This window comes from Janthinobacterium sp. FW305-129, assembly GCF_020858115.1.
GTDB lineage: Bacteria > Pseudomonadota > Gammaproteobacteria > Burkholderiales > Burkholderiaceae_D > Janthinobacterium.
The window spans coordinates 17699-36322 of sequence record NZ_JACYMM010000020.1; the positions used below are offsets into that span (position 1 = coordinate 17699).

The 18624-nt window shown below is 60.0% G+C and carries 16 protein-coding genes; 15 read left to right on the forward strand and 1 reads right to left on the reverse strand.

Translation table 11 applies throughout. From position 1 onward, the window contains the following. Nucleotides 1-5: 5 nt before the first annotated feature. On the reverse strand, nucleotides 6-1352 hold the full coding sequence (gene tssK / locus IGS61_RS26815; RefSeq protein ID WP_230542363.1) for a type VI secretion system baseplate subunit TssK: 1347 nt from the start codon (nucleotides 1350-1352) through the stop codon (nucleotides 6-8). Between the two features lie 303 nt (nucleotides 1353-1655). Between tssK and IGS61_RS26820 the strand changes: the two genes are divergently transcribed. From IGS61_RS26820 to IGS61_RS26890, 15 genes are all read left to right on the forward strand, one after another. Continuing rightward, a complete protein-coding gene (locus tag IGS61_RS26820; RefSeq protein ID WP_230542364.1) occupies nucleotides 1656-2288 on the forward strand; it encodes a tetratricopeptide repeat protein in 633 nt (210 codons plus the stop codon). A 69-nt stretch (nucleotides 2289-2357) separates the two neighbouring features. Next, complete coding sequence (tssB, locus tag IGS61_RS26825; RefSeq protein ID WP_230506834.1) at nucleotides 2358-2867, forward strand: type VI secretion system contractile sheath small subunit; 510 nt, start codon at nucleotides 2358-2360, stop codon at nucleotides 2865-2867. 4 nt (nucleotides 2868-2871) lie between these two features. After that, nucleotides 2872-4356, forward strand: coding sequence for a type VI secretion system contractile sheath large subunit (tssC, locus tag IGS61_RS26830; protein ID WP_230542365.1), 1485 nt, complete (start codon nucleotides 2872-2874; stop codon nucleotides 4354-4356). 29 nt (nucleotides 4357-4385) lie between these two features. After that, nucleotides 4386-4877 (forward strand): Hcp family type VI secretion system effector, encoded by a 492-nt coding sequence (locus IGS61_RS26835; protein WP_230506832.1) that lies wholly within the window; start codon nucleotides 4386-4388, stop codon nucleotides 4875-4877. Nucleotides 4878-5022: 145 nt separating this feature from the next. Then, nucleotides 5023-5511, forward strand: a complete 489-nt coding sequence (tssE, locus tag IGS61_RS26840; RefSeq protein WP_230542366.1) for a type VI secretion system baseplate subunit TssE — start codon at nucleotides 5023-5025, stop codon at nucleotides 5509-5511. A 2-nt stretch (nucleotides 5512-5513) separates the two neighbouring features. After that, nucleotides 5514-7358 carry a type VI secretion system baseplate subunit TssF gene (gene tssF / locus IGS61_RS26845; RefSeq protein ID WP_230542367.1) on the forward strand — a complete coding sequence of 615 codons (1845 nt, stop codon included), beginning with the start codon at nucleotides 5514-5516 and terminating at the stop codon, nucleotides 7356-7358. After that, a complete protein-coding gene (gene tssG / locus IGS61_RS26850; protein ID WP_230542368.1) occupies nucleotides 7322-8416 on the forward strand; it encodes a type VI secretion system baseplate subunit TssG in 1095 nt (364 codons plus the stop codon). The genes tssF and tssG overlap by 37 nt, the downstream gene beginning before the upstream one ends. A gap of 45 nt (nucleotides 8417-8461) precedes the next feature. Then, nucleotides 8462-11149 (forward strand): type VI secretion system ATPase TssH, encoded by a 2688-nt coding sequence (gene tssH, locus IGS61_RS26855; RefSeq protein WP_230542369.1) that lies wholly within the window; start codon nucleotides 8462-8464, stop codon nucleotides 11147-11149. A gap of 15 nt (nucleotides 11150-11164) precedes the next feature. Next, entirely contained in the window at nucleotides 11165-13702 is a 2538-nt protein-coding gene (locus tag IGS61_RS26860; protein ID WP_230542370.1) for a type VI secretion system Vgr family protein, read from the forward strand. A gap of 37 nt (nucleotides 13703-13739) precedes the next feature. After that, nucleotides 13740-13988, forward strand: a complete 249-nt coding sequence (locus IGS61_RS26865) for a hypothetical protein (RefSeq protein WP_230542371.1) — start codon at nucleotides 13740-13742, stop codon at nucleotides 13986-13988. Further along, nucleotides 13928-14899 (forward strand): DUF4123 domain-containing protein, encoded by a 972-nt coding sequence (locus IGS61_RS26870; protein ID WP_230542372.1) that lies wholly within the window; start codon nucleotides 13928-13930, stop codon nucleotides 14897-14899. The genes IGS61_RS26865 and IGS61_RS26870 overlap by 61 nt, the downstream gene beginning before the upstream one ends. Further along, nucleotides 14896-15372 (forward strand): hypothetical protein, encoded by a 477-nt coding sequence (locus IGS61_RS26875; RefSeq protein WP_230542373.1) that lies wholly within the window; start codon nucleotides 14896-14898, stop codon nucleotides 15370-15372. Before IGS61_RS26870 ends, IGS61_RS26875 begins: the two co-directional genes overlap by 4 nt. Nucleotide 15373: 1 nt before the next feature. Then, nucleotides 15374-15880, forward strand: coding sequence for a hypothetical protein (locus tag IGS61_RS26880; RefSeq protein WP_230542374.1), 507 nt, complete (start codon nucleotides 15374-15376; stop codon nucleotides 15878-15880). A gap of 103 nt (nucleotides 15881-15983) precedes the next feature. After that, nucleotides 15984-16487 carry a hypothetical protein gene (locus IGS61_RS26885; RefSeq protein WP_143450790.1) on the forward strand — a complete coding sequence of 168 codons (504 nt, stop codon included), beginning with the start codon at nucleotides 15984-15986 and terminating at the stop codon, nucleotides 16485-16487. 1 nt (nucleotide 16488) lies between these two features. Further along, nucleotides 16489-18624, forward strand: a complete 2136-nt coding sequence (locus IGS61_RS26890) for a T6SS phospholipase effector Tle1-like catalytic domain-containing protein (protein WP_230542375.1) — start codon at nucleotides 16489-16491, stop codon at nucleotides 18622-18624.

The following is an 18624-nucleotide window of genomic DNA, read 5'->3' on the forward strand; positions in this document are numbered from 1 at the left end:
TATCTTCAGGAAGTGATGGCGACAAGTTCAAGTTTCAGATCCCGCATGCCGGACGGAACGTAGATCGAGATCGACTGGGCCTGCAGCATGCGCTCGTACATCTGGCCCTTCGCTTCGACGGTGAAGTAGTAGGTATCGGGCCGTACCGGGACGGCGGCCGGCACCTGCGGCGTGTGCTGCAGGCGCACGCCGGGCAGGGCCGACAGCACGAATTTTTCCACGTCGTCCGGCGCGCCGATCTTGAAGCGCAGCGGCACCACGTCCACCAGTTCCACGCCCGGCATGTCGGCCGAGACGCCCAGGTAAAACGCCGTCTTGTCGTCGATCTTGCCCGAGTCGAGCTTGCCGTGATGGTAGGACGGCTTGACTTCGCTCAATGCAATGGCGAAATATTTTGAAGAGATCACCGTGTCGAGCAGTTCGCGGATGATCGCGTGCAGGCGCGCGAACGATGGTCCCGGATCGGCGTGCTGATAGGCCGGCAGGTCGGCCAGCGCATGGGTTTTCGAGAATGTCATCAGCGCACCGGCCAGCGCCAGCAGCGCTTCGTACAAACGCTCCGGGTGCAGCGCCGGATGGTGGAAATAGTGGCTGAGCGAGGCAAACGCCGAACTGGCCGTGTGCAGCAGCCAGAACGAGGACATGTCGCCGGAACGAAATTCGATCACATTCTTGCTCGGTTCGCGGTGGTGGCCGTACAGGGCGTTGACCTTCGCCTGCAGCGCATCGATCAGGCGGCGCAGTTGCAGGAACAGCAACGGCGCGCCGCGGATCGACAGGCTCGGCGGCACGAATGACGGGTCGGGCTCAAAGCCGCCGGTCGACAGGCGCCGCAGGCGCAGCAAGGGAAAATTCACATACGAATCGCGTGGTTCCGATTCGGCCACCAGGCGCAGCGATTTTTGCAGGTAGGCCAGTTCGGCCTGCGCCGCATGGGTGTACAGGTCGGGCGTTTCCAGGTTGGCCTGGCCGTAGCGCGCCGCGCTGTTGGGCTGGTCGGACGCGGCAAAATTGCCGCCGAAATGCTTGAAGGCGGGCAGGGCGGCATAAAACGTGACGGTTTGCTGCGACTGCAGCAGCTTGCCCAGGTCCACGGCTTCGGGCAACTCGTCGGCGCCGGGGGCGTTGTAGATCTCGCCGTCCTGGAACACTAGCGACAGTTCCAGCAGCCGCAGGGTGTTATTGCTCAGCGCATCGCGGTCGATCTGCACGTGATTGACCCCCCAGGCATAGGGATGCAGCGCCTTGATGCTTTCGTGCAGGCGATGTTCATGGTACTGGTCTTGCTGCTGGAAATGCTGGGGGCGCAGAAACAGGCCTTCACCCCATAACAATTTACTTGTAATGCTCATCGATTGCCTTTTTCCGAGGAAGTCAAAGCGCGGAGAACGCTGACGCTCGCGGGCTGTCGTGCAGCGCGGTCGCCATGTTGCCGGTGCGTCCAATCATCTAATCTTTGCAATAAAATCATGTGCTTTTTTCGCAACTGCAACAACATTAACATTATCTGAAAGAAAGGTGCGTACGGTACGTTTTCCGCATGGCTGCTGCCTTAGTGGCCGGTCGGAATGTGAGTTTTCGCGTATTTTCTATTGAACGGAGTCAATATTAAATCCGTGTTAGTCTCGCAAAAATAAGAATTTAGCAACTATAAATTGCAACATTTTTTTAATGAACGCGTCATCTTTTTTGAGGGAAATCAGACCATGTCTCGCCAATCCACATTCCATTTTTTTGCCGCGGTTGCTTGCGCATTGACGCTCAGTGCCTGCAGCACCGCACCCGCGGTCAAGACGCCGCCGCCGCCGCCGCCCTCGCTCGACGAGCTGATGGCAAAGGCGACCCAGGCTGCCAGTTCGGGCAACAACGAAGCGGCCATGGGTTTGTGGAAACAAGCTGCTGTCGAATTTCCAGCCGATAAGAATCCATGGGTTCGCATGGCCCAGACCCGTTATGAGGCGGGCCAGTACGGCGACGCCATCATCAATGCCCAGGAAGTGCTGGTGCGCGATCCTGCCGACAAGCTGGCCAACAGCGTCATTGCGATCAGCGGACTGCGCTTGTCGACGCGTGCATTGGCTGACCTGAGCCGTCAGAACAATCTGTCCGGCCCGCTGCGCACCGAATCGCAGGATCTGGCCAAGCTGTTGCGTGAAAGCCTGGGCGAAACCGTGCTGGTGCCGGCGCCGGCCGCGGCGCAGGCGCGCGACAAACCGCCGCGTCCGTCGCGCAAAGGGCAGGCCAAGGCTGCCGAAAGCAGCGCCAATCCTTTCGATGGGTTGAAGTAAAACTGAGGCAGTAAAGAAATTATCAGGGGCATCGCCGATGCCGTCGATTATTCGTAAAGGGATGATGTCATGTCAAAAAAAGAAAGTGTTCAGAAACGCCTGCAAAAGGTCCGTCCGCCACGCGTGCAGATGACGTATGACGTGGAAATCGGCGATGCGATTGAAAACAAGGAACTGCCCTTTGTAATGGGTGTCGTGGGCGACTTCGGCGGCAATTCCGAAGTCGAGCAAAAACGGCTCAAGGACCGCAAGTTCATCGGTATCGACCGCGACAATTTCGACGAGGTGCTCAAGGGGGTCGAGCCGCGCGCCGCGTTCGGCGTTTCCAACGAGCTGAGTGATGAAGGCGGCCAGTTGCGGGTCGACCTGCGCTTCAAGTCGCTCAACGACTTCCGTCCCGAGGCGGTGGTCGAACAGGTGGCGCCGCTGCGACGGCTGCTCGAAGCGCGCACCAAGCTGGCGGACCTGCGCAACAAGCTGGCCGGCAACGACAAACTGGAAGATATCCTCAACGACGTGCTCAACAGCACTGAAAAGCTGGCCCAGCTGGAACAGCAATCCACCGCCAAGAAAGGCTGATCCCATGTCCGCTCAACTGACCCCCGCGTCCGGCGCCGCCGCGACCACCGATATCGGCTTGCTCGACCAGATCGTCGAGCAAAGCAAGGTTGCCAAATCCAGCGTCGAGCATGCACGCGCCAAGGATCTGATTTCAGAACTGGTCAGCCAGGTGATGGACGGCACCGTCGTGGTGTCGGATAACCTGGCCGCCACCATCGATGCGCGCGTTGCCGAGCTGGACCGACTCATTTCGCGCCAGCTCAGCGTTATCCTGCATGCGCCCGAATTCCAGAAGCTGGAAAGCAGCTGGACGGGCCTGCATCACCTGGTTGACAACACGCCCACCGGCACCAATCTGAAGATCAAGCTGCTCAACGCCACCAAGCGCGAGCTGGTGCGCGATTTCCAGGGCGCGCTGGAGTTCGACCAGTCGACCATGTTCAAGAAAGTGTATGAAGAAGAGTTCGGCACCTTCGGCGGTGCTCCGTTCGGCGCACTGCTGGGCGACTTCGAATTCACGCGCCAGCCCGAAGACATGTATTTCCTCGAACAGATGTCGCATGTGGCCGCTGCTGCCCACGCGCCCTTCATTTCGGCCGCATCGCCCGAGCTGTTCGGTCTTGAAAGTTATGCCGACCTCGGCAAACCACGCGACCTGGCGAAGGTGTTCGATACGGTCGAGTACGCGAAGTGGAAGTCGTTCCGCGAATCGGAAGATGCGCGCTACGTCGGCCTCACGCTGCCGCGCTACCTTGGTCGGCTGCCGTTCAATCCGGCCGATGGCGCCACCGTCGACGGCTTCAATTTCGTCGAGGATGTCGATGGCACCAACCACCAGAAATATCTGTGGTGCAATGCAGCCTACGCCTTCGGCGCCAAGCTGACGGCGGCCTTCGACGACTACGGCTGGTGCGCGGCGATCCGCGGCGTGGAGGGCGGCGGCCTGGTCGAGGACTTGCCGACCCATACCTTCAAGACCGACGAAGGCGAAGTGGCGCTGAAATGCCCGACCGAGATCGCCATTACCGACCGGCGCGAAAAGGAGCTGAGCGACCTGGGTTTCATCTCGCTGGTGCATTGCAAGAACACGGATTACGCGGCGTTCTTCGGCGCCCAGTCGGCGCAGAAGGCCAAGAAATACAACACCGATTCCGCCAATGCGAATGCGGTGCTGTCGTCGCAGCTGCAATACATCTTTGCCGTCTCGCGCATCGCCCATTACATGAAGGCCATGATGCGCGACAAGATCGGCAGCTTTGCCGCCGCGTCCAACGTCGAAGATTTCCTCAACCGCTGGCTGATGCAATACGTGTTGCTCGACGATAACGCCAGCCAGGAACAGAAGGCCCAGTTTCCCCTGCGTGAAGCATCGGTGCAGGTGTCGGAGGTGCCTGGTCGTCCGGGCGTCTATCGCGCCATTTCCTTCTTGCGTCCCCATTTCCAGCTCGATGAGCTGTCCGTTTCACTCCGTTTGGTCGCGGAGCTGCCGCAATCGACCAAATCCTGATTTTTTTATAAACAACCGAAAGGAATGACATGGCAATCGACGTTTACTTGCAAATTGATGGTATCAAAGGCGAATCCACCGACACCTCCCATAAAGATTGGATCGAATGCAAGTCGGTCCAATGGGAAGTGCTGCAACCGAAGTCCGCTACTGCCTCGACGGGCGGCGGCCATACCGCCGAGCGTACCGAGCACAAGGATATCGTGGTGGCCAAGCTGGCCGACCTCGCCACGCCGCTGCTGCTGCAAAATTGCTCGTCCGGTAAAACGATCCCGAAAGCCAAGTTCGAATTCCTGCGCGCTGACGGCCAGGGCGAGCGCATCAAGTACTTCGAGATCGAGCTGGAAAACGTGCTGATCAGCAGCGTGGCGCCGTCCGTCGCACCTGGCGACATCCTCGGCGAAAACCTGTCGATCAAGTATTCCAAGGTCAAGTGGAAATACACGCAGCAAAAAGTGGGCGGTGGCTCCGGCGGCAATACCTCCGGCGGTTGGGATCTGTCGGCCAACAAGACGATTTGATCGACAACGGCCCTTGCCGGATGAAGCCGTTCCGGCCAGCTGCCGGCGCTGACTCCGGCTTGTGCCTGCGCGATTGATTTTCCTGCATCAAAGGGCCGCCGCAGGCCGCCCTTTTTTTCATACTATTGCCAAGCACAGGATACCGATGAAGGGTTTTACGCCGGGATTGTTCGACCGCCTGATGGACACACCTGTCCAGGGCGCTTCCAGCAGCACCGTCTCGCGCCTGTCGCTGGAAGACTTGAAAGACACCGTGGCGCGCGACCTGGAGGCGCTGCTCAACACGCGCACCGTGATACCGGAAGCGCTGCTGAAAAAATTTCCCGAATGCGGCCGCTCGATCGTCACCTACGGCCTCAATGACTTCGCCGGCCTGAGCTTGTCGAGTTCCGACGACCGCGCATATATCTGCCAGTGCCTGGAAAAAGCCATCGCGCGGCATGAGCCGCGCCTGCGCAGCGTGCGCGCTTCGCTGGAAATCCAGGAAGGCTCGATCAACCGCCTCAATTTCGCCATCACCGCGTTACTGGTGGTGCACTCGGCGAAGGAACCCGTCAACTTCGACGCCATCCTGCAGCCATCGAGCCTGCATTACACGATCAGCAAGGCGCGCCGTGCTGCGCAAGGAGCCTGAACTTGGAAGAATTGTTACCGTATTACGAACGCGAGCTGGGTTTCCTGCGCCGCTATTCGCGCGAGTTTTCCGAGCGCTACCCGAAGATCGCCGGGCGCCTGCTGATCGGCGGCGAAGTCTGCGAAGACCCGCATATCGAGCGCATGATCCAGTCCTTCGCGCTGCTCAATTCGCGCATCTCGAAACGCCTCGATGACGATTACCCCGAATTTACCGAGGCGTTGTTCGAGGTGCTGTATCCGCACTACCTGCGGCCGTTTCCTTCGTGCTCGATCGCGCGCCTCGACTACAGCGGTGCGGCGGCGCAGCTGACGGCCGCCACCGAGATCGCGCGCGGCACCGAACTGGCGACGCGTCCCGTCAAGGGCGTCGCGTGCACTTTCCGCACCGCCTATCCCGTCACCGTGGCGCCGCTGGCGCTGACGCATGCGGCATTTTCCGCCATCATCGACGCGCCCGAGCAAATGCAACTGCCGCCCAACGCCACTTCCAGCGTCAGCATCGTCATCGAAGCGACCGCCGAGCAGATCTCGCTGGCGCAGCTGGGCGTGGCGAAGCTGCGCGTGTTCATCGATGGCGAACCCTCGTTTTGCGCGGCGCTGCGCGACGCGCTGTTCATGCGCACGGTCAAGGCCTATGTGGAAGCCGATGACAGCGGCCGCTGGAGCGCGCTGGCGCAGGTGCCTGTCAGCATCGCCGGTTATGCCGAGGACGATGCGCTGATCCCGTTTTCGGCCCGTTCCCATCCGGCCTACCGGCTGCTGACCGAATACTTCTGTTTTCCGGAAAAATTCAATTTCTTCGACATCGACCTGGCCGCGCTGTGCGCGCCGCTGCCGTCCGGCTGCCGGCGCATCACGCTGCACCTGGCCCTGGCCGGCCTGCGCACCGATTCGAATACGGCGCGCATGCTGGGCACCATGTCGACCAACAACCTGCTGCTGGGCTGCACGCCGGTGGTCAACCTGTTCCGCCTGCGCGGCGAACCGATCCGGCTGACGCACACGGCCGCCAGCTATCCGGTGCTGGCCGATGCGCGCCGCGCCTACGCCTTCGAGGTGCACGCAATCGAGTCGGTCAAGCTGGTGCGCCAGACGCCGCAAGGGGAGTCGATCACCGAATTTCGGCCTTTCTATTCGCTGCGCCACGGCCAGACACCGGCCAGGGATGGCCATTACTGGGTGATGCGGCGCGATGATACCATCAGTGAAAAAAGTCCCGGCTACGAGACCGAGATTTCCATCGTCGACATCGATTTCGATCCGGCCGCGATTGAAACCGATACTTTGAGCCTGGAGTTGAGCTGTACCAACCGCGACCTGCCGGCGCAACTCACCTATGGCCTGCGCGGCGGCGACCTGTTCCTGGAAGGCGGATCGAGCGTGCGCAGCATCCACTTCCTGCGCAAGCCGACCGAGTCGCACCGCTTCGAGCGGGGCCGCGGCGCGCACTGGCGCCTGATCTCGCACCTGTCGCTGAACCATCTGTCGCTGTCGGGCAGCGGCCTGGAAGCGTTCCAGGAAATGTTGACTTTGTATGACTTGCCCCGTTCGGCGACCTCGCAGCGGCAGATCAGCGGTATCGCGGCGATCGACCACAAGGCGGCCAATGCCTGGCTGCCCGGCAATCCCTTCGCCTGCCTGGTGCGTGGAATCGAGGTGCGCCTGACGCTGGACGAAGAAGCGTTTGTCGGCAGCGGCATCCATGCGTTTGCCCATATCGTCGAGTGTTTTCTCGGCTTGTACGTGCATGCCAACAGTTTCACGCAACTGGTGGTGCTGTCGAAAAAATCGGGAGAGGAGTTGTTGCGATGCAAACCACGCAGCGGCGATTTGAGCCTAGTGTAATCGAGCGCCTGTTCGCCGAGCCTTACCGCTTCCAGTACTTCCAGGCGGTGCGCATGCTCGAGCTCTGGCTGGTGCGCAACGGCATGGCGCGCGAGGGCGCGGTGGCCAACTTCCTGCGCTTTCAAAATTCGGTGTCGCTCAGTTTCGCGCCCAGCCAGCTTGAAGCGGTGCAGGCCGAACCGCGCGAGCTGGGCGCCCTGGCGGGTGACATGCGCGCGCTGGGCGAGGCCGTGCGGCGCGCCGAGCTGAAATACATCCGCATCACGCCGGCCTTCATGGGTTTTCTTGGCGTGGCCGGGGCGCTGCCGGCCCATTACACGGAACGCATCGCCGCGCACCAGCTGTACGAGAAAGACGCGGGGCCGCGCGCCTTTCTCGACACCTTTTCCAACCGCGCGCTGGCGCTGTTCTACGAAGCGTGGCGCAAGTACCGCCTGGAGCTCAAGTATCAGCTCGATGGCAAGGACAAGTTCCTGCCGCTGCTGCTGTCGCTGGCGGGCCTGGGCCATGAGTCGCTGCGCCGGCGCCTGTACGACGATGGCGACGGCGTGCTCGACGAGTCGGTGGGATTTTTTGTCGCCGCCATGCGGCACCGGCCGCCATCGGCGGTGGCGATGGGCCAGGTATTGTCCGCGTATTTCGGCCAGCCGATCAAGGTGATCCAGTTCGTCGGCTGCTGGTACGACGTGCCGCGCGACCAGCAAAGCAGCCTGGGCGGCATAAACGCCATGCTCGGTTCGACCGCGCTGGTCGGCGCGCGCGTCTGGCAGCGCGATCTGCGCATGCGGCTGGTTGTCGGTCCCCTGGCGCGTGCCCATTTCGACGCCTTCCTGCCGGGCGGGGCGGCGGCGCGCGCGCTGGAAAAAATGCTCACCATGTTTACCGGCCTGTGCCTCGAATACGAAGTGCAGCTGGTGCTGCGCGCCGACGACGTGCATGGCGTCACGCTGGAGCAGCCACGCAGCGGCGGGCGGCTGGGCTGGGACAGTTTCCTGATCACCGCCGGCGCCGCGCAAGACCGCGGCGACGTGCGCTACGAACTGCATGCGCTGGCATGAACCATCTTCTTTTTTTATCCGTTTCCACACAAGGACCTTCGCCCCATGAGCATCAACCTCAAGACGCTGATCAGCAAGCTCAATGACACCAGCCGCACCGCCGCCACCCGCGCCGCCGGCATCTGCGTCGGCCTCGGGCAATACGAGGTCGACCTGGAACATCTGTTCCTGGCCCTGCTGGAGCAGCCGGCCAGCGACTTCGCGCTGATCGCCCGCCACAGCGGCATCAGCGTCAGCATGCTCGAAGCGGACCTGCAGGCCGAAGTGGCGCGCCTGCAGACCGGCAATGCGCGCACCCCCGTGTTTTCGTCCAGGCTGCCGAAGCTGTTTGAAAACGCCTGGCTGATCGCCTCGCTCGACGTGCAGGCCGGCCGCCAGGCCAGCATCCGCAGCGCCCATCTGCTGCAGGCGCTGCTGACCGACCCTGAACTGGCCCAGCTGGCGTACCGCGGTTCGAAACTGTTCAACAAATTCAAGCTCGACGACCTGAAACACAATCTCGACAAGATCACGCAAGGCTCGCAGGAGGCGGCCGGCGCCCCGGCGGCCGATGGCGAGGCGGGGGAGGGCGGCGAGGGAGGAGGAGACCCCGTTGGCGAACTCGAAGGACGCGCGGCCGCATCGAAAACCCCGGCGCTGGACCAGTTCACCACCAACCTGACGGCGCGCGCGCGCGACGGCAAGGTCGATCCGGTGATCGGGCGCGACGCCGAGATCCGCCAGGCGATCGATATCCTGATGCGCCGCCGCCAGAACAATCCCATCCTGACGGGCGAGGCGGGCGTGGGCAAGACTGCCGTGGTGGAAGGTCTGGCGCTGCGCATCGCGCTGAACGACGTGCCCGACGTGCTGAAGGGAGTCGAGATCCATACGCTGGACATGGGCCTGCTGCAGGCCGGCGCCAGCGTCAAGGGCGAGTTCGAGAACCGCCTGAAGAACGTCATCGACGAAGTCAAGAAAAGCCCGCACGCCATCATCCTGTTCATCGACGAAGCGCACACCATGATCGGCGCCGGAGGCACGGCCGGCCAGAACGACGCGGCCAACCTGCTCAAGCCGGCCTTGGCGCGCGGCGAGCTGCGCACGATTGCCGCCACCACCTGGGGCGAATACAAGAAATATTTTGAAAAGGACGCCGCGCTGGCGCGCCGCTTCCAGGTCGTCAAGATCGAAGAACCCAGCGAAGAACTGGCCTGCGCCATGTTGCGCGGCATGGCGCCGCTGATGGAAAAGCATTTCAATGTGCGCGTCTACGACGAAGCCATCACCGAAGCGGTACGTCTGTCGCACCGGTACATCTCGGGCCGCCAGCTGCCCGACAAGGCCATCAGCGTGCTCGATACCGCCTGCGCCAAGGTGGCGCTGGGCCAGAACGCGACGCCGGCCCTGCTGGAAAACCTGGTCAAAAGGCTGGACCGCATCGACGCCGAAGTCGCGACGCTCGAGCGCGAGGAAAAGAGCGGCGGGAAGCACCCGGCGCGCCTGACAGACTTGCGCGCGCAGCGCAGCGGCGCCGCCGGCGAGCATGCGGCGCTGGCCGCGCGCTGGGAAAGCGAAAAGGCGCTGACGGGGAAAATCAGGGCGGCGCGCCAGGAGCTGGAACGCGCCGGCGCCGGCCAGTCCGGCACGAAACCGGATGCCAGCCAGGCGGGCGACCTGCAGGCCTTGCTCAAGGACTTGCGCGCGCTGCAGGGCGAAACGCCGATGGTGCCGGTGCAGGTCGACGGCCACGTGGTGGCGGAAATCGTCGCCGGCTGGACCGGCATCCCGCTGGGCAAAATGGTCAAGGATGAAATCCGCACGGTGTTGAAGCTGAAGGACATGCTGGAAGAGCGCGTGCTGGGCCAGTCGCATGCGATCGAGGCGGTGGCGCAGCGCGTGCGCACCTCGCGCGCCAACCTCGATGACCCGAACAAGCCGAAGGGCGTGTTCCTGTTCGTCGGCCCGTCCGGCGTGGGCAAGACGGAAACGGCGCTGGCGCTGGCCGACGTGCTGTATGGCGGCGAACGCAAGCTGATCACCATCAACATGAGCGAATACCAGGAAGCGCACAGCGTGTCGGGCCTGAAAGGCTCGCCGCCCGGCTACGTCGGCTATGGCGAAGGCGGGGTGCTGACCGAGGCGGTGCGGCGCAACCCGTACAGCGTGGTGCTGCTCGACGAAGTGGAAAAAGCCCACCCGGACGTGCTCGAACTGTTCTTCCAGGTCTTCGACAAGGGCGTGATGGAGGATGCCGAAGGGCGCGAGATCGACTTTAAAAATACCATCATCATCCTGACCTCGAACGTCGGTTCGAGCATCCTGATGCAGGCCTGCCTGAACGTGGCGGCGCCAGACCTGCCGACGCCGGAACAGCTGGAGGAAAAGCTCCGCCTGCAACTGGTCAAGAACTTCAAGCCGGCCTTCCTGGGGCGCTTGAAAGTGATCCCGTTCTATCCGATCTCGGACGATGTGCTGGTCAATATCATCGGCCTGAAACTGGGCAAGATCGCCCGGCGCATCGCGGTCAATCACAAGGCCGAATTCAGCCACGACGAAGCGCTGGTCGAGGCCGTGCTGGCGCGCTGCACCGAAGTCGATTCGGGCGCGCGCAATGTCGACAATATCCTCAACGGCACCGTGCTGCCCGAGATCGCCGAGTCGGTGCTGGCCAAAATGGCCGAAGGCGCCGCGATCACGAAAATCAAGGTCAGCGCCAGCAAGCAGGGGCAGTTCAAGTACACCATCAAGTAGAAGGAGCCGTATTTCATGGCTGAGTTGCAACAGGAACTGGAAAACATGTTCGCGGGAGTGGGCCAGCACGCCAGGCTGCTCAAGCTCGACACGCCGCTTGGCGCCGACGTCCTGCTGGCGCAGCGCGTCCATGCGGTCGACCGCGTGAGCCAGGGATACGACTATATCGTCGATCTGCTGTCGCTCGACGGCGCGCTGGAACTCAAGCAGCTGATCGCCCAGGAAGTGACCTTGTGGGTACTGCAGCCGGACGCCAGCTACCAGCCCGTCCACGGTTACGTACACACTGTCAGGAAGCTGGGCAGCGACGGGCAGCTGTCGGCCTATCAGATCGCTTTTGCCAGCTGCCTGCATTTTCTCAAGTTCCGCAAGGATGCGCGCATCTGGCAGAACAAGGGTGCCGACGACATCATCGCCGACGTGCTGGGCGGCCATCCGCAATGCCAGGGCAAGTTCAGGTTCGACCTGAACCAGGCGGTGCGCCAGCGCTCGTATTGCACGCAGTACGAGACGGACTGGCAATTTGTCATGCGCATGCTGGAAAGCGAAGGCTGGTACGGCTATGTCGAACAGGCGGCCGATGGCAGCGGCCATCAGTGGATCATCACCGATTCGGTGCAATCGCTCAAGCCGCTGCAGCCCGGGCAGATCGCCTTTCACCGTGCCGATGCCACCGAGGAGCTGGACAAGATCGTCCAGTGGGGCGGCGCCCGCACGCTGTCGAACAGCCAGCTGGCGACCCGCACCTACGACTACAAGGCGCCTCGCAGCGGTCAGCAGAATGCCGTGCAGATATTGCCAGGGCACGGCAGTATTCCGCCGCAGCTCGAGGTCTATGAATATACGGGCGCCTACAGCAGCGCCGACACCGAGCACGGCGCGGAACAATCGCGCATCCGGGTGCAGGAGTGGGAGTCGCGCATCAAGCGGTTTTTTGGCACTTCGGGCGTGCGCCGGCTGCCGGTGGGCTGCTGGTTTACCTTGCTCGACCATCCGGCCCACGCCGAGGAGGCGGCCGAGGAGCGCCAGTTCGTCGTGCTGGGCGTGGAATGGGCGATCGAAAACAACTTGCCGCTGTCAGGCATGCAACAGGATTTTTCGGGCAGCCTGAAAGGCCGGCTGCTGCAGTTCAAGGAAGAGGCGGGCCTGAACCGCGCCGGCCTGGCCCAGCCCGGCGCCGGCGATGAGCGCACCGGCCACTGCTTCAACCGCTTCGAAGTGCAGCGCCGCAGCGTGGAATACCGCAGCGCCTGCGTGCACGCCAAGCCGGCCATGCATCCGCAGACGGCCACCGTGGTCGGTCCGGCCGGCGAGGAAATCCATACCGATGCGCTGAACCGCGTGAAGGTGCGCTTCCACTGGGACCGCCTCAATCCCGGCGACGAAAAGGCTTCGTGCTGGGTGCGCGTCAGCTATCCGAACGCCGGCGAGGGATACGGCGCCGTGCATGTGCCGCGCGTGGGCCAGGAAGTGATCATCACCTTCCTGGACGGCGACGTGGACCGGCCCATCATCACGGGCCGCATCTACAACGGCGAACAAGCGCCGCAATGGCATACCGATGGACGCGTGTCGGGCTACAAATCGAAGGAATACAAGGGCGCCGGCTTCAACCAGCTGGTAATGGACGACAACACCGAGCAGAACCGGGTGCAACTATACAGCAGCAATACCCATGCGCAGCTCAACCTGGGCTACCTGGTAGGGCAGCAGGGCAATCAGCGCGACGGCTTTTTCGGTTCCGGCTTCGCCCTCAATTCGGATGCGTATGGCGCCATCACCACGCAAAAGGGACTGTACATCAGCACCTATGGCCGGCCCGGCGGGCGCGGCTCCCAGCTCGACGTGCGCGAGGCATACGATCAGCTGACGCAGGCGCACGAGCTGGCGCAAAACCTGTCGGACGTGGCGGAAAAGTCCAGTGCCGAGGCACTGCCGGGGCAGCAGGCGTTCCAGCAATTCATCGACGCGACCCAGGCGCAATACGACGGCGCCGGCCAGCAGGGCGCCAACCGCTTCGCCGAACCGGTGCTGCTGGCGGCGTCGCCGGCCGGCATCGGCCTCGCCACGCCGAAGAGCACGCACCTGCACAGCGGCGAGCAGGTCACCATGTCGTCGGGCGAGGATACCAACCTTGCCGTCGGCAAAAGCCTGATCGCCAGCGTCAAGGAGAAGATCAGCCTGTTTGCCTATAACGCGGGCATCAAGCTGTTCGCCGCGAAAGGAAAGGTCGAGATCCAGGCCCACGGCGGCGACATCGACATCATCGCCCAAAAAGTATTGCGCCTGCTGTCAGCCACCGACCGCATCGAAATTTTCGCCAAGAAGGAGATCATTCTCGGCGCCGATGGCTCGGCCATCAGGATCAACGGCGCGGGCATCACCGACATGACGAGCGGCCAGCGCATCAGCCATAACGCCGACTTCTCGATGCCCGGCCCGAAGACCATGCCGTATGCGCTGCCGGTGCTGCCCATGGAAGTCTGCATGGAATGCCTGAAAAAGCGCGCAAAACAGCGTACGGCCTTCGTCAACAAAGGATCGCAACGATGACATTTTCATCGCTGGAATACATAAAGGATAGAACATCATGAGGCACGACAAACGAGATATGTCCGGCAAATCATTGCAGCCACTGCTGTCAGGCCGGCGCAGTGTGCTGGGCTTGATAGGACTGGGTGTGATGATGCCGCTTGCGGCTTTCGGACAAAAAAATAAAACCACGAAAAAGGCGGCCGCGGCGCGTGGCGCAGTGCGGCCGCAGGGAGTCTGCAAGGAATGCCTGCAAAAGCGCGCAAAACAGCGCTCCGCCTTCGTCAACAAAGGACCTCAACGATGAAATTTTTACCTCTGGATAAGGCTTCGTTTGAAGCAAACCTGGCAAGTGCGCTCGACAATCGTGAACTGAGCTGTTATGCCATTGTCGACCAGGCGCAGGACGGCACGCTGCTGGCGCGCTTTGAAAAAGAGCAGATCAGCATGCGCAGCAAGTGCCTGCTGCCAGCGGCGCTCGGATCCGACACGGAAGCGTACGCGCCCCATCTGGTGGCGTTGTCGCCACTGGCCGCCGATACCGAAGCGTGGCCGGAAATCGCGCAAGGCGCCGCCAGCCATCCCGCCAGCCTTACGCTGCTGGCAAGTACTGATGATTTCGACACGCTGTGGGAAAGCCTGGCGGCGTTTACCGAGATACTGCTGCCGGACGGCACCGACATGATTTTTGCCTTCTGGGACCCGGCCATCCTGGGTACCCTGATGGGACAGAAAAGCGATCTGACTTTGCACGTAGGCGTGCCGGCGCTGACCGTTTCCCAGCGCGAGCGCCTGCTGCAGGGCATACAGGCATGGTGGTACTGGGACCGCGAAGGCCATCCGCAGCAGATACTGCCAGGCGAAAACGACAACGGTCTGCCGCCCCATCAGGTGACCTTGCCGCTCAAGCTGGCCCAGGTGCAGGTCGACATGCTGGTCGAAGCGGGCATGCCGGACCAGCTTTTGTCGATGCTGCAGGAGAACCAGCCGCAGCTGCTGATGGATATTCCACGCGCGCAGCACTACCGCCTCGTGCAAAAACACCTGTTAGCCGCGCGCAAACTGAAGCTGTTCGGCATGCGCGACATTCTGAACTACATCTGCGCCGCCCTGATCTACGGCGACAAGCTCCAGACCAACCCGGCCATTGCGTCACTGCTGGCGCAGGTCAAGGCCGGCGAAATCAGCTTTGAAGCCGCCATGGACCAGTTTCCATGAGTATCTGGAAACAAGAAGCAATGAAGCCAGGCCGTCGGCTGGCGCTCGGATTGATCGCGTGCGGTTTGATACTGCCGCTGGCGGCGTGCGGGCAGAGAGTGCAAAAAGAAACAGCATTGCATGTGGAAGTGTTCTCCTACGTTGACCGGGTCATTACCGATATTTCTTTTAACGGTACTGGCCTGGGCGTAATGAACAGGTATGGTGGCACTGGGACCATCACCGACGTTTATATTCCATTCGGGATTCAGACATTGAAATGGACTTTGGACGGGCCGGAGGGAACACCGCGCAATGGCGAGCGTATGACCCCAAAGAATCAACTTGTCATTTCACCGGAGCAGATACCGCCGGGAACGCGTTATCTCGGCATACATGTTTATCCCGATGATACGGTTGAGTTCACCTTTGCGGAGTCCTTACCTGAACGAACAGTTCGAGGCAAGAAAATTCTGGCGGCGAGAAAGAAATAACATGCGTGACAAGGATGGAAAAAACTCGGCAACTCAAAAATTGGCACCTTCGCCGCCAAGCAGGCGTCACGTCATCAGGGTGATTGCGCTAGGGCTGGCAATACCGCTGGTAGCGTGCGGCCGGACGGTACGGAAATATATAGTATTGGACGTGGTCATGTACTCCAATGTGGACAGAGTCATTACCGATATTATTTTTAACGATACTGACTTGGGTGTGATGAACAGATTTGGTAGTACTGGAACCATTGCCGGCGTCGGTATTCCGTTCGGAATCCAGACATTACAATGGACCTTGGGTGGCCCAAAAGGTACACCACGCAATGGCGAGGTTGTTACCATCAATAAACAATTGACAATATCGCGGCAGCAGATACCCGAGGGAACTCGATATCTTGGCTTGCATATTTATCCGGATGATACCGCTGAAGTTACATTCGATAAATTTCTCCCGCAGAGAACCCAGCGTGGAAAAGAATATCGTTTGAAGAGAAATAAAAATGAATGATGCCAATGAACTCTTCGAACATAGATGCGTAATGCTGGTGTGAAGCAGTGATAAAGCGAGGTTTCTAAGTAGGTAACCGATAAACGGGGAATAAGGAAGCATCATGAAATACGATAAAGGTTATGGTTTCGAGGGTGACGAAATTTTGCCACTTGCAGCACGACGAAGTGTGCTTGGTTTTTTCGGACTATTGTTGTTGACGCCACTGATGGCGTGCGGTCAAGGAGGAAAAAAAATGCAAAAAGGAATAGTTCTCAATGTGGAAATGATTTCTTATGTCGATCACGTCATTACTAACATTATTTTTAATGGTGAGGACCTTGGCGTGATGAACAAGTTTGGTGCCACTGGCACCATTGCAGGTGTTCGTATTCCGTTCGGCATTCAGACATTACACTGGGAATTGGACGGACCGAAAGGAACGCCGCGCATAGGTGAGGTAGTGACCTTGAAGAACCAGTTAGTTGTTTTGCCTGAGCAGGTACCTGCTGGAACACGCTATCTTGGGTTGCACCTCTATCCAGATGAGACCGCGGAGATAATTTTCTCTGCGTCCGTTCCTGAGGTTAGTGTGCGCGGTAAAAAAATACTCGCTGCGAGAAGATAATATGGCTGAGGACGATAATTTGATTGCGGCTCGTGCGTGCAATCGTGATGCTCCATGCGGGAAGCCAGGTGCATCACAGAGCTGTGCTGATATTTTGAATATCAGCATATTCTTTGATGGAACAGGTAATAATAAGGATGAGGATAATAAGACTCGCCGTTGGTCAAATCCTGCGCGAATGTGGCGATCAGCTCAGTTTATGAAGAATAGTGATAAAGGAGGTTCAAACTATGCAATTTATGTTCCTGGGGTAGGCACAAAATTTAAAGACGAGTCTACCGACTGGATGGATTGGCCGGACAATAAGCTGATGGAAATACAGGATTCAGAGGCCGCTGGGCGTGGATTAGGTGCCGGTGGAACGCGACGAACCGAGTTCGGGCAAACTAACGTTGACGAGAGCTTGCGATCCGCCCTTGTAAAAAATGCCAAACAACTGAATATCCCGTTAACGGCTTACGCAAAAAATGGAAAACCGGAGAATATCAATGGTCTTGCCGCTGCTATCGAGGCACATGGTTTGATTACCATTATTAATCTCTCTATCTTCGGTTTTTCGCGCGGCGCAGCGCTGGCCCGTGCATTCAGCAATGACATGATGAAAGAGTGCACTACTGGAAAAGATGGCGTACTTCGTTATAAAGGGGTACCCATACGCTTGCACTTCATGGGATTATTCGATACGGTCGCCTCTTTTGGTCTACCGTCGCTCACCATTGATACTCCCTTTAACGAAAAGAATCTGGTGGTGCCACATGCGATCGAACGTTGCGTGCATTATGTGGCAGCCCATGAGCTGCGTTTTTCGTTTCCAGTCGATTTGATCAGGAAAAACGGCGTGCTCAGGTCTGGTTGGACCGAGGCCGTTTATCCGGGCGCGCATTCCGATGTGGGAGGGGGATACGAGCCGCTGAAAGAACAGAAAATATCGAATAACTATGCGCGTATTCCCATGCGCGACATGATGCGTGAGGCCTTTAAAAATGGCGTTCGTTTGGTTGACTATGACGATCTACCTAAATTTGGGGAAAAAATATTTGAGGATCGTTTTGAACTCAAGCCTGAGGTCGAAGCCTCGTACAAGCAATATATTGCAGCAATTGGTGCTCCCGCCACCGTGGAACAAGCTGTCACGGCTCACATGAAAGCCCTGTACTCTACCTGGGGAACGATGACCAAGCGAAAAATCAGGACGCCTGACTTGATCGAAGCGGAAGGCAGGAAGGGCGACAGCAAAAAAGGTCATCCCGGCATTGCGCGTGAAGCTGAACTGTTACTGGATTACGCCAAAGCAAAAGATTTTGTCGAGTCGCATATTCTGCCCACGGTATCGGCAGCAACGCTGCAGGTCATCGGCATGAAGTACAGCATGGTCGTACGCCCGGAAAAGTGGCGGCTCAATGCCTGGCAAGCGACGGCGTCCGATCCCGTACTCAATTTCATCAAATCCGCGGTGCATGATTCCAAGGCCGGCTTCATGGGCGGCATCGAACCATTCAGCTATTTCCGTCCGCGCGGCATGGCCGAGTCGTCGCGCAATGTGCTGGCGCAAGGCTTGGACTGGCTGGACGATACCGTCACTGCCATCAAGAAGGGCGTGATCAAGGTGTACCACCGGGCCGAGGGCGTGGTGATGGAAACCTGGGAAGGCGGCAAGCGGGTGGCCACGCATACGTACAAGGTGGGTGAAAAATTTGTCGTCGAGACCGTGCGTGCTGGCGTCACCTATACGGTAGAGGTGTATCAGAGCGGCAAGCAGGTCGTCATCGCTGCCGTGAAGCGCGGCCAGCAGATGGTCATTACCTCGGTCAACGTCGTGAAGAAAGAAGTCACCGATGCCGCCACGGCCGTGCAGAAAAAGGCCGGCGAGGTGGTGGACGCGACCCAGGAGCTGGCGGCCGAGGCCGGACGCAAGGTGCAAAGCGGCGTCAAGCAGGCCAAGGACATGGCCACCGAAGCCGCGGGCAAGGTGCAGCGTGGCGCCAGCCAGGCCCAGGACATGGCCACGGAGGCCGCACGCAAGGTACAGAGCAGTGCCAGCAAGGCGGGCAAGGCGATCAGCGACGGCATCGATGCGCACGTCAAATCGGTTGAAGATGGCTGGAGTTCCTTCCGCCGCAATCAGCTGGGATTCTGA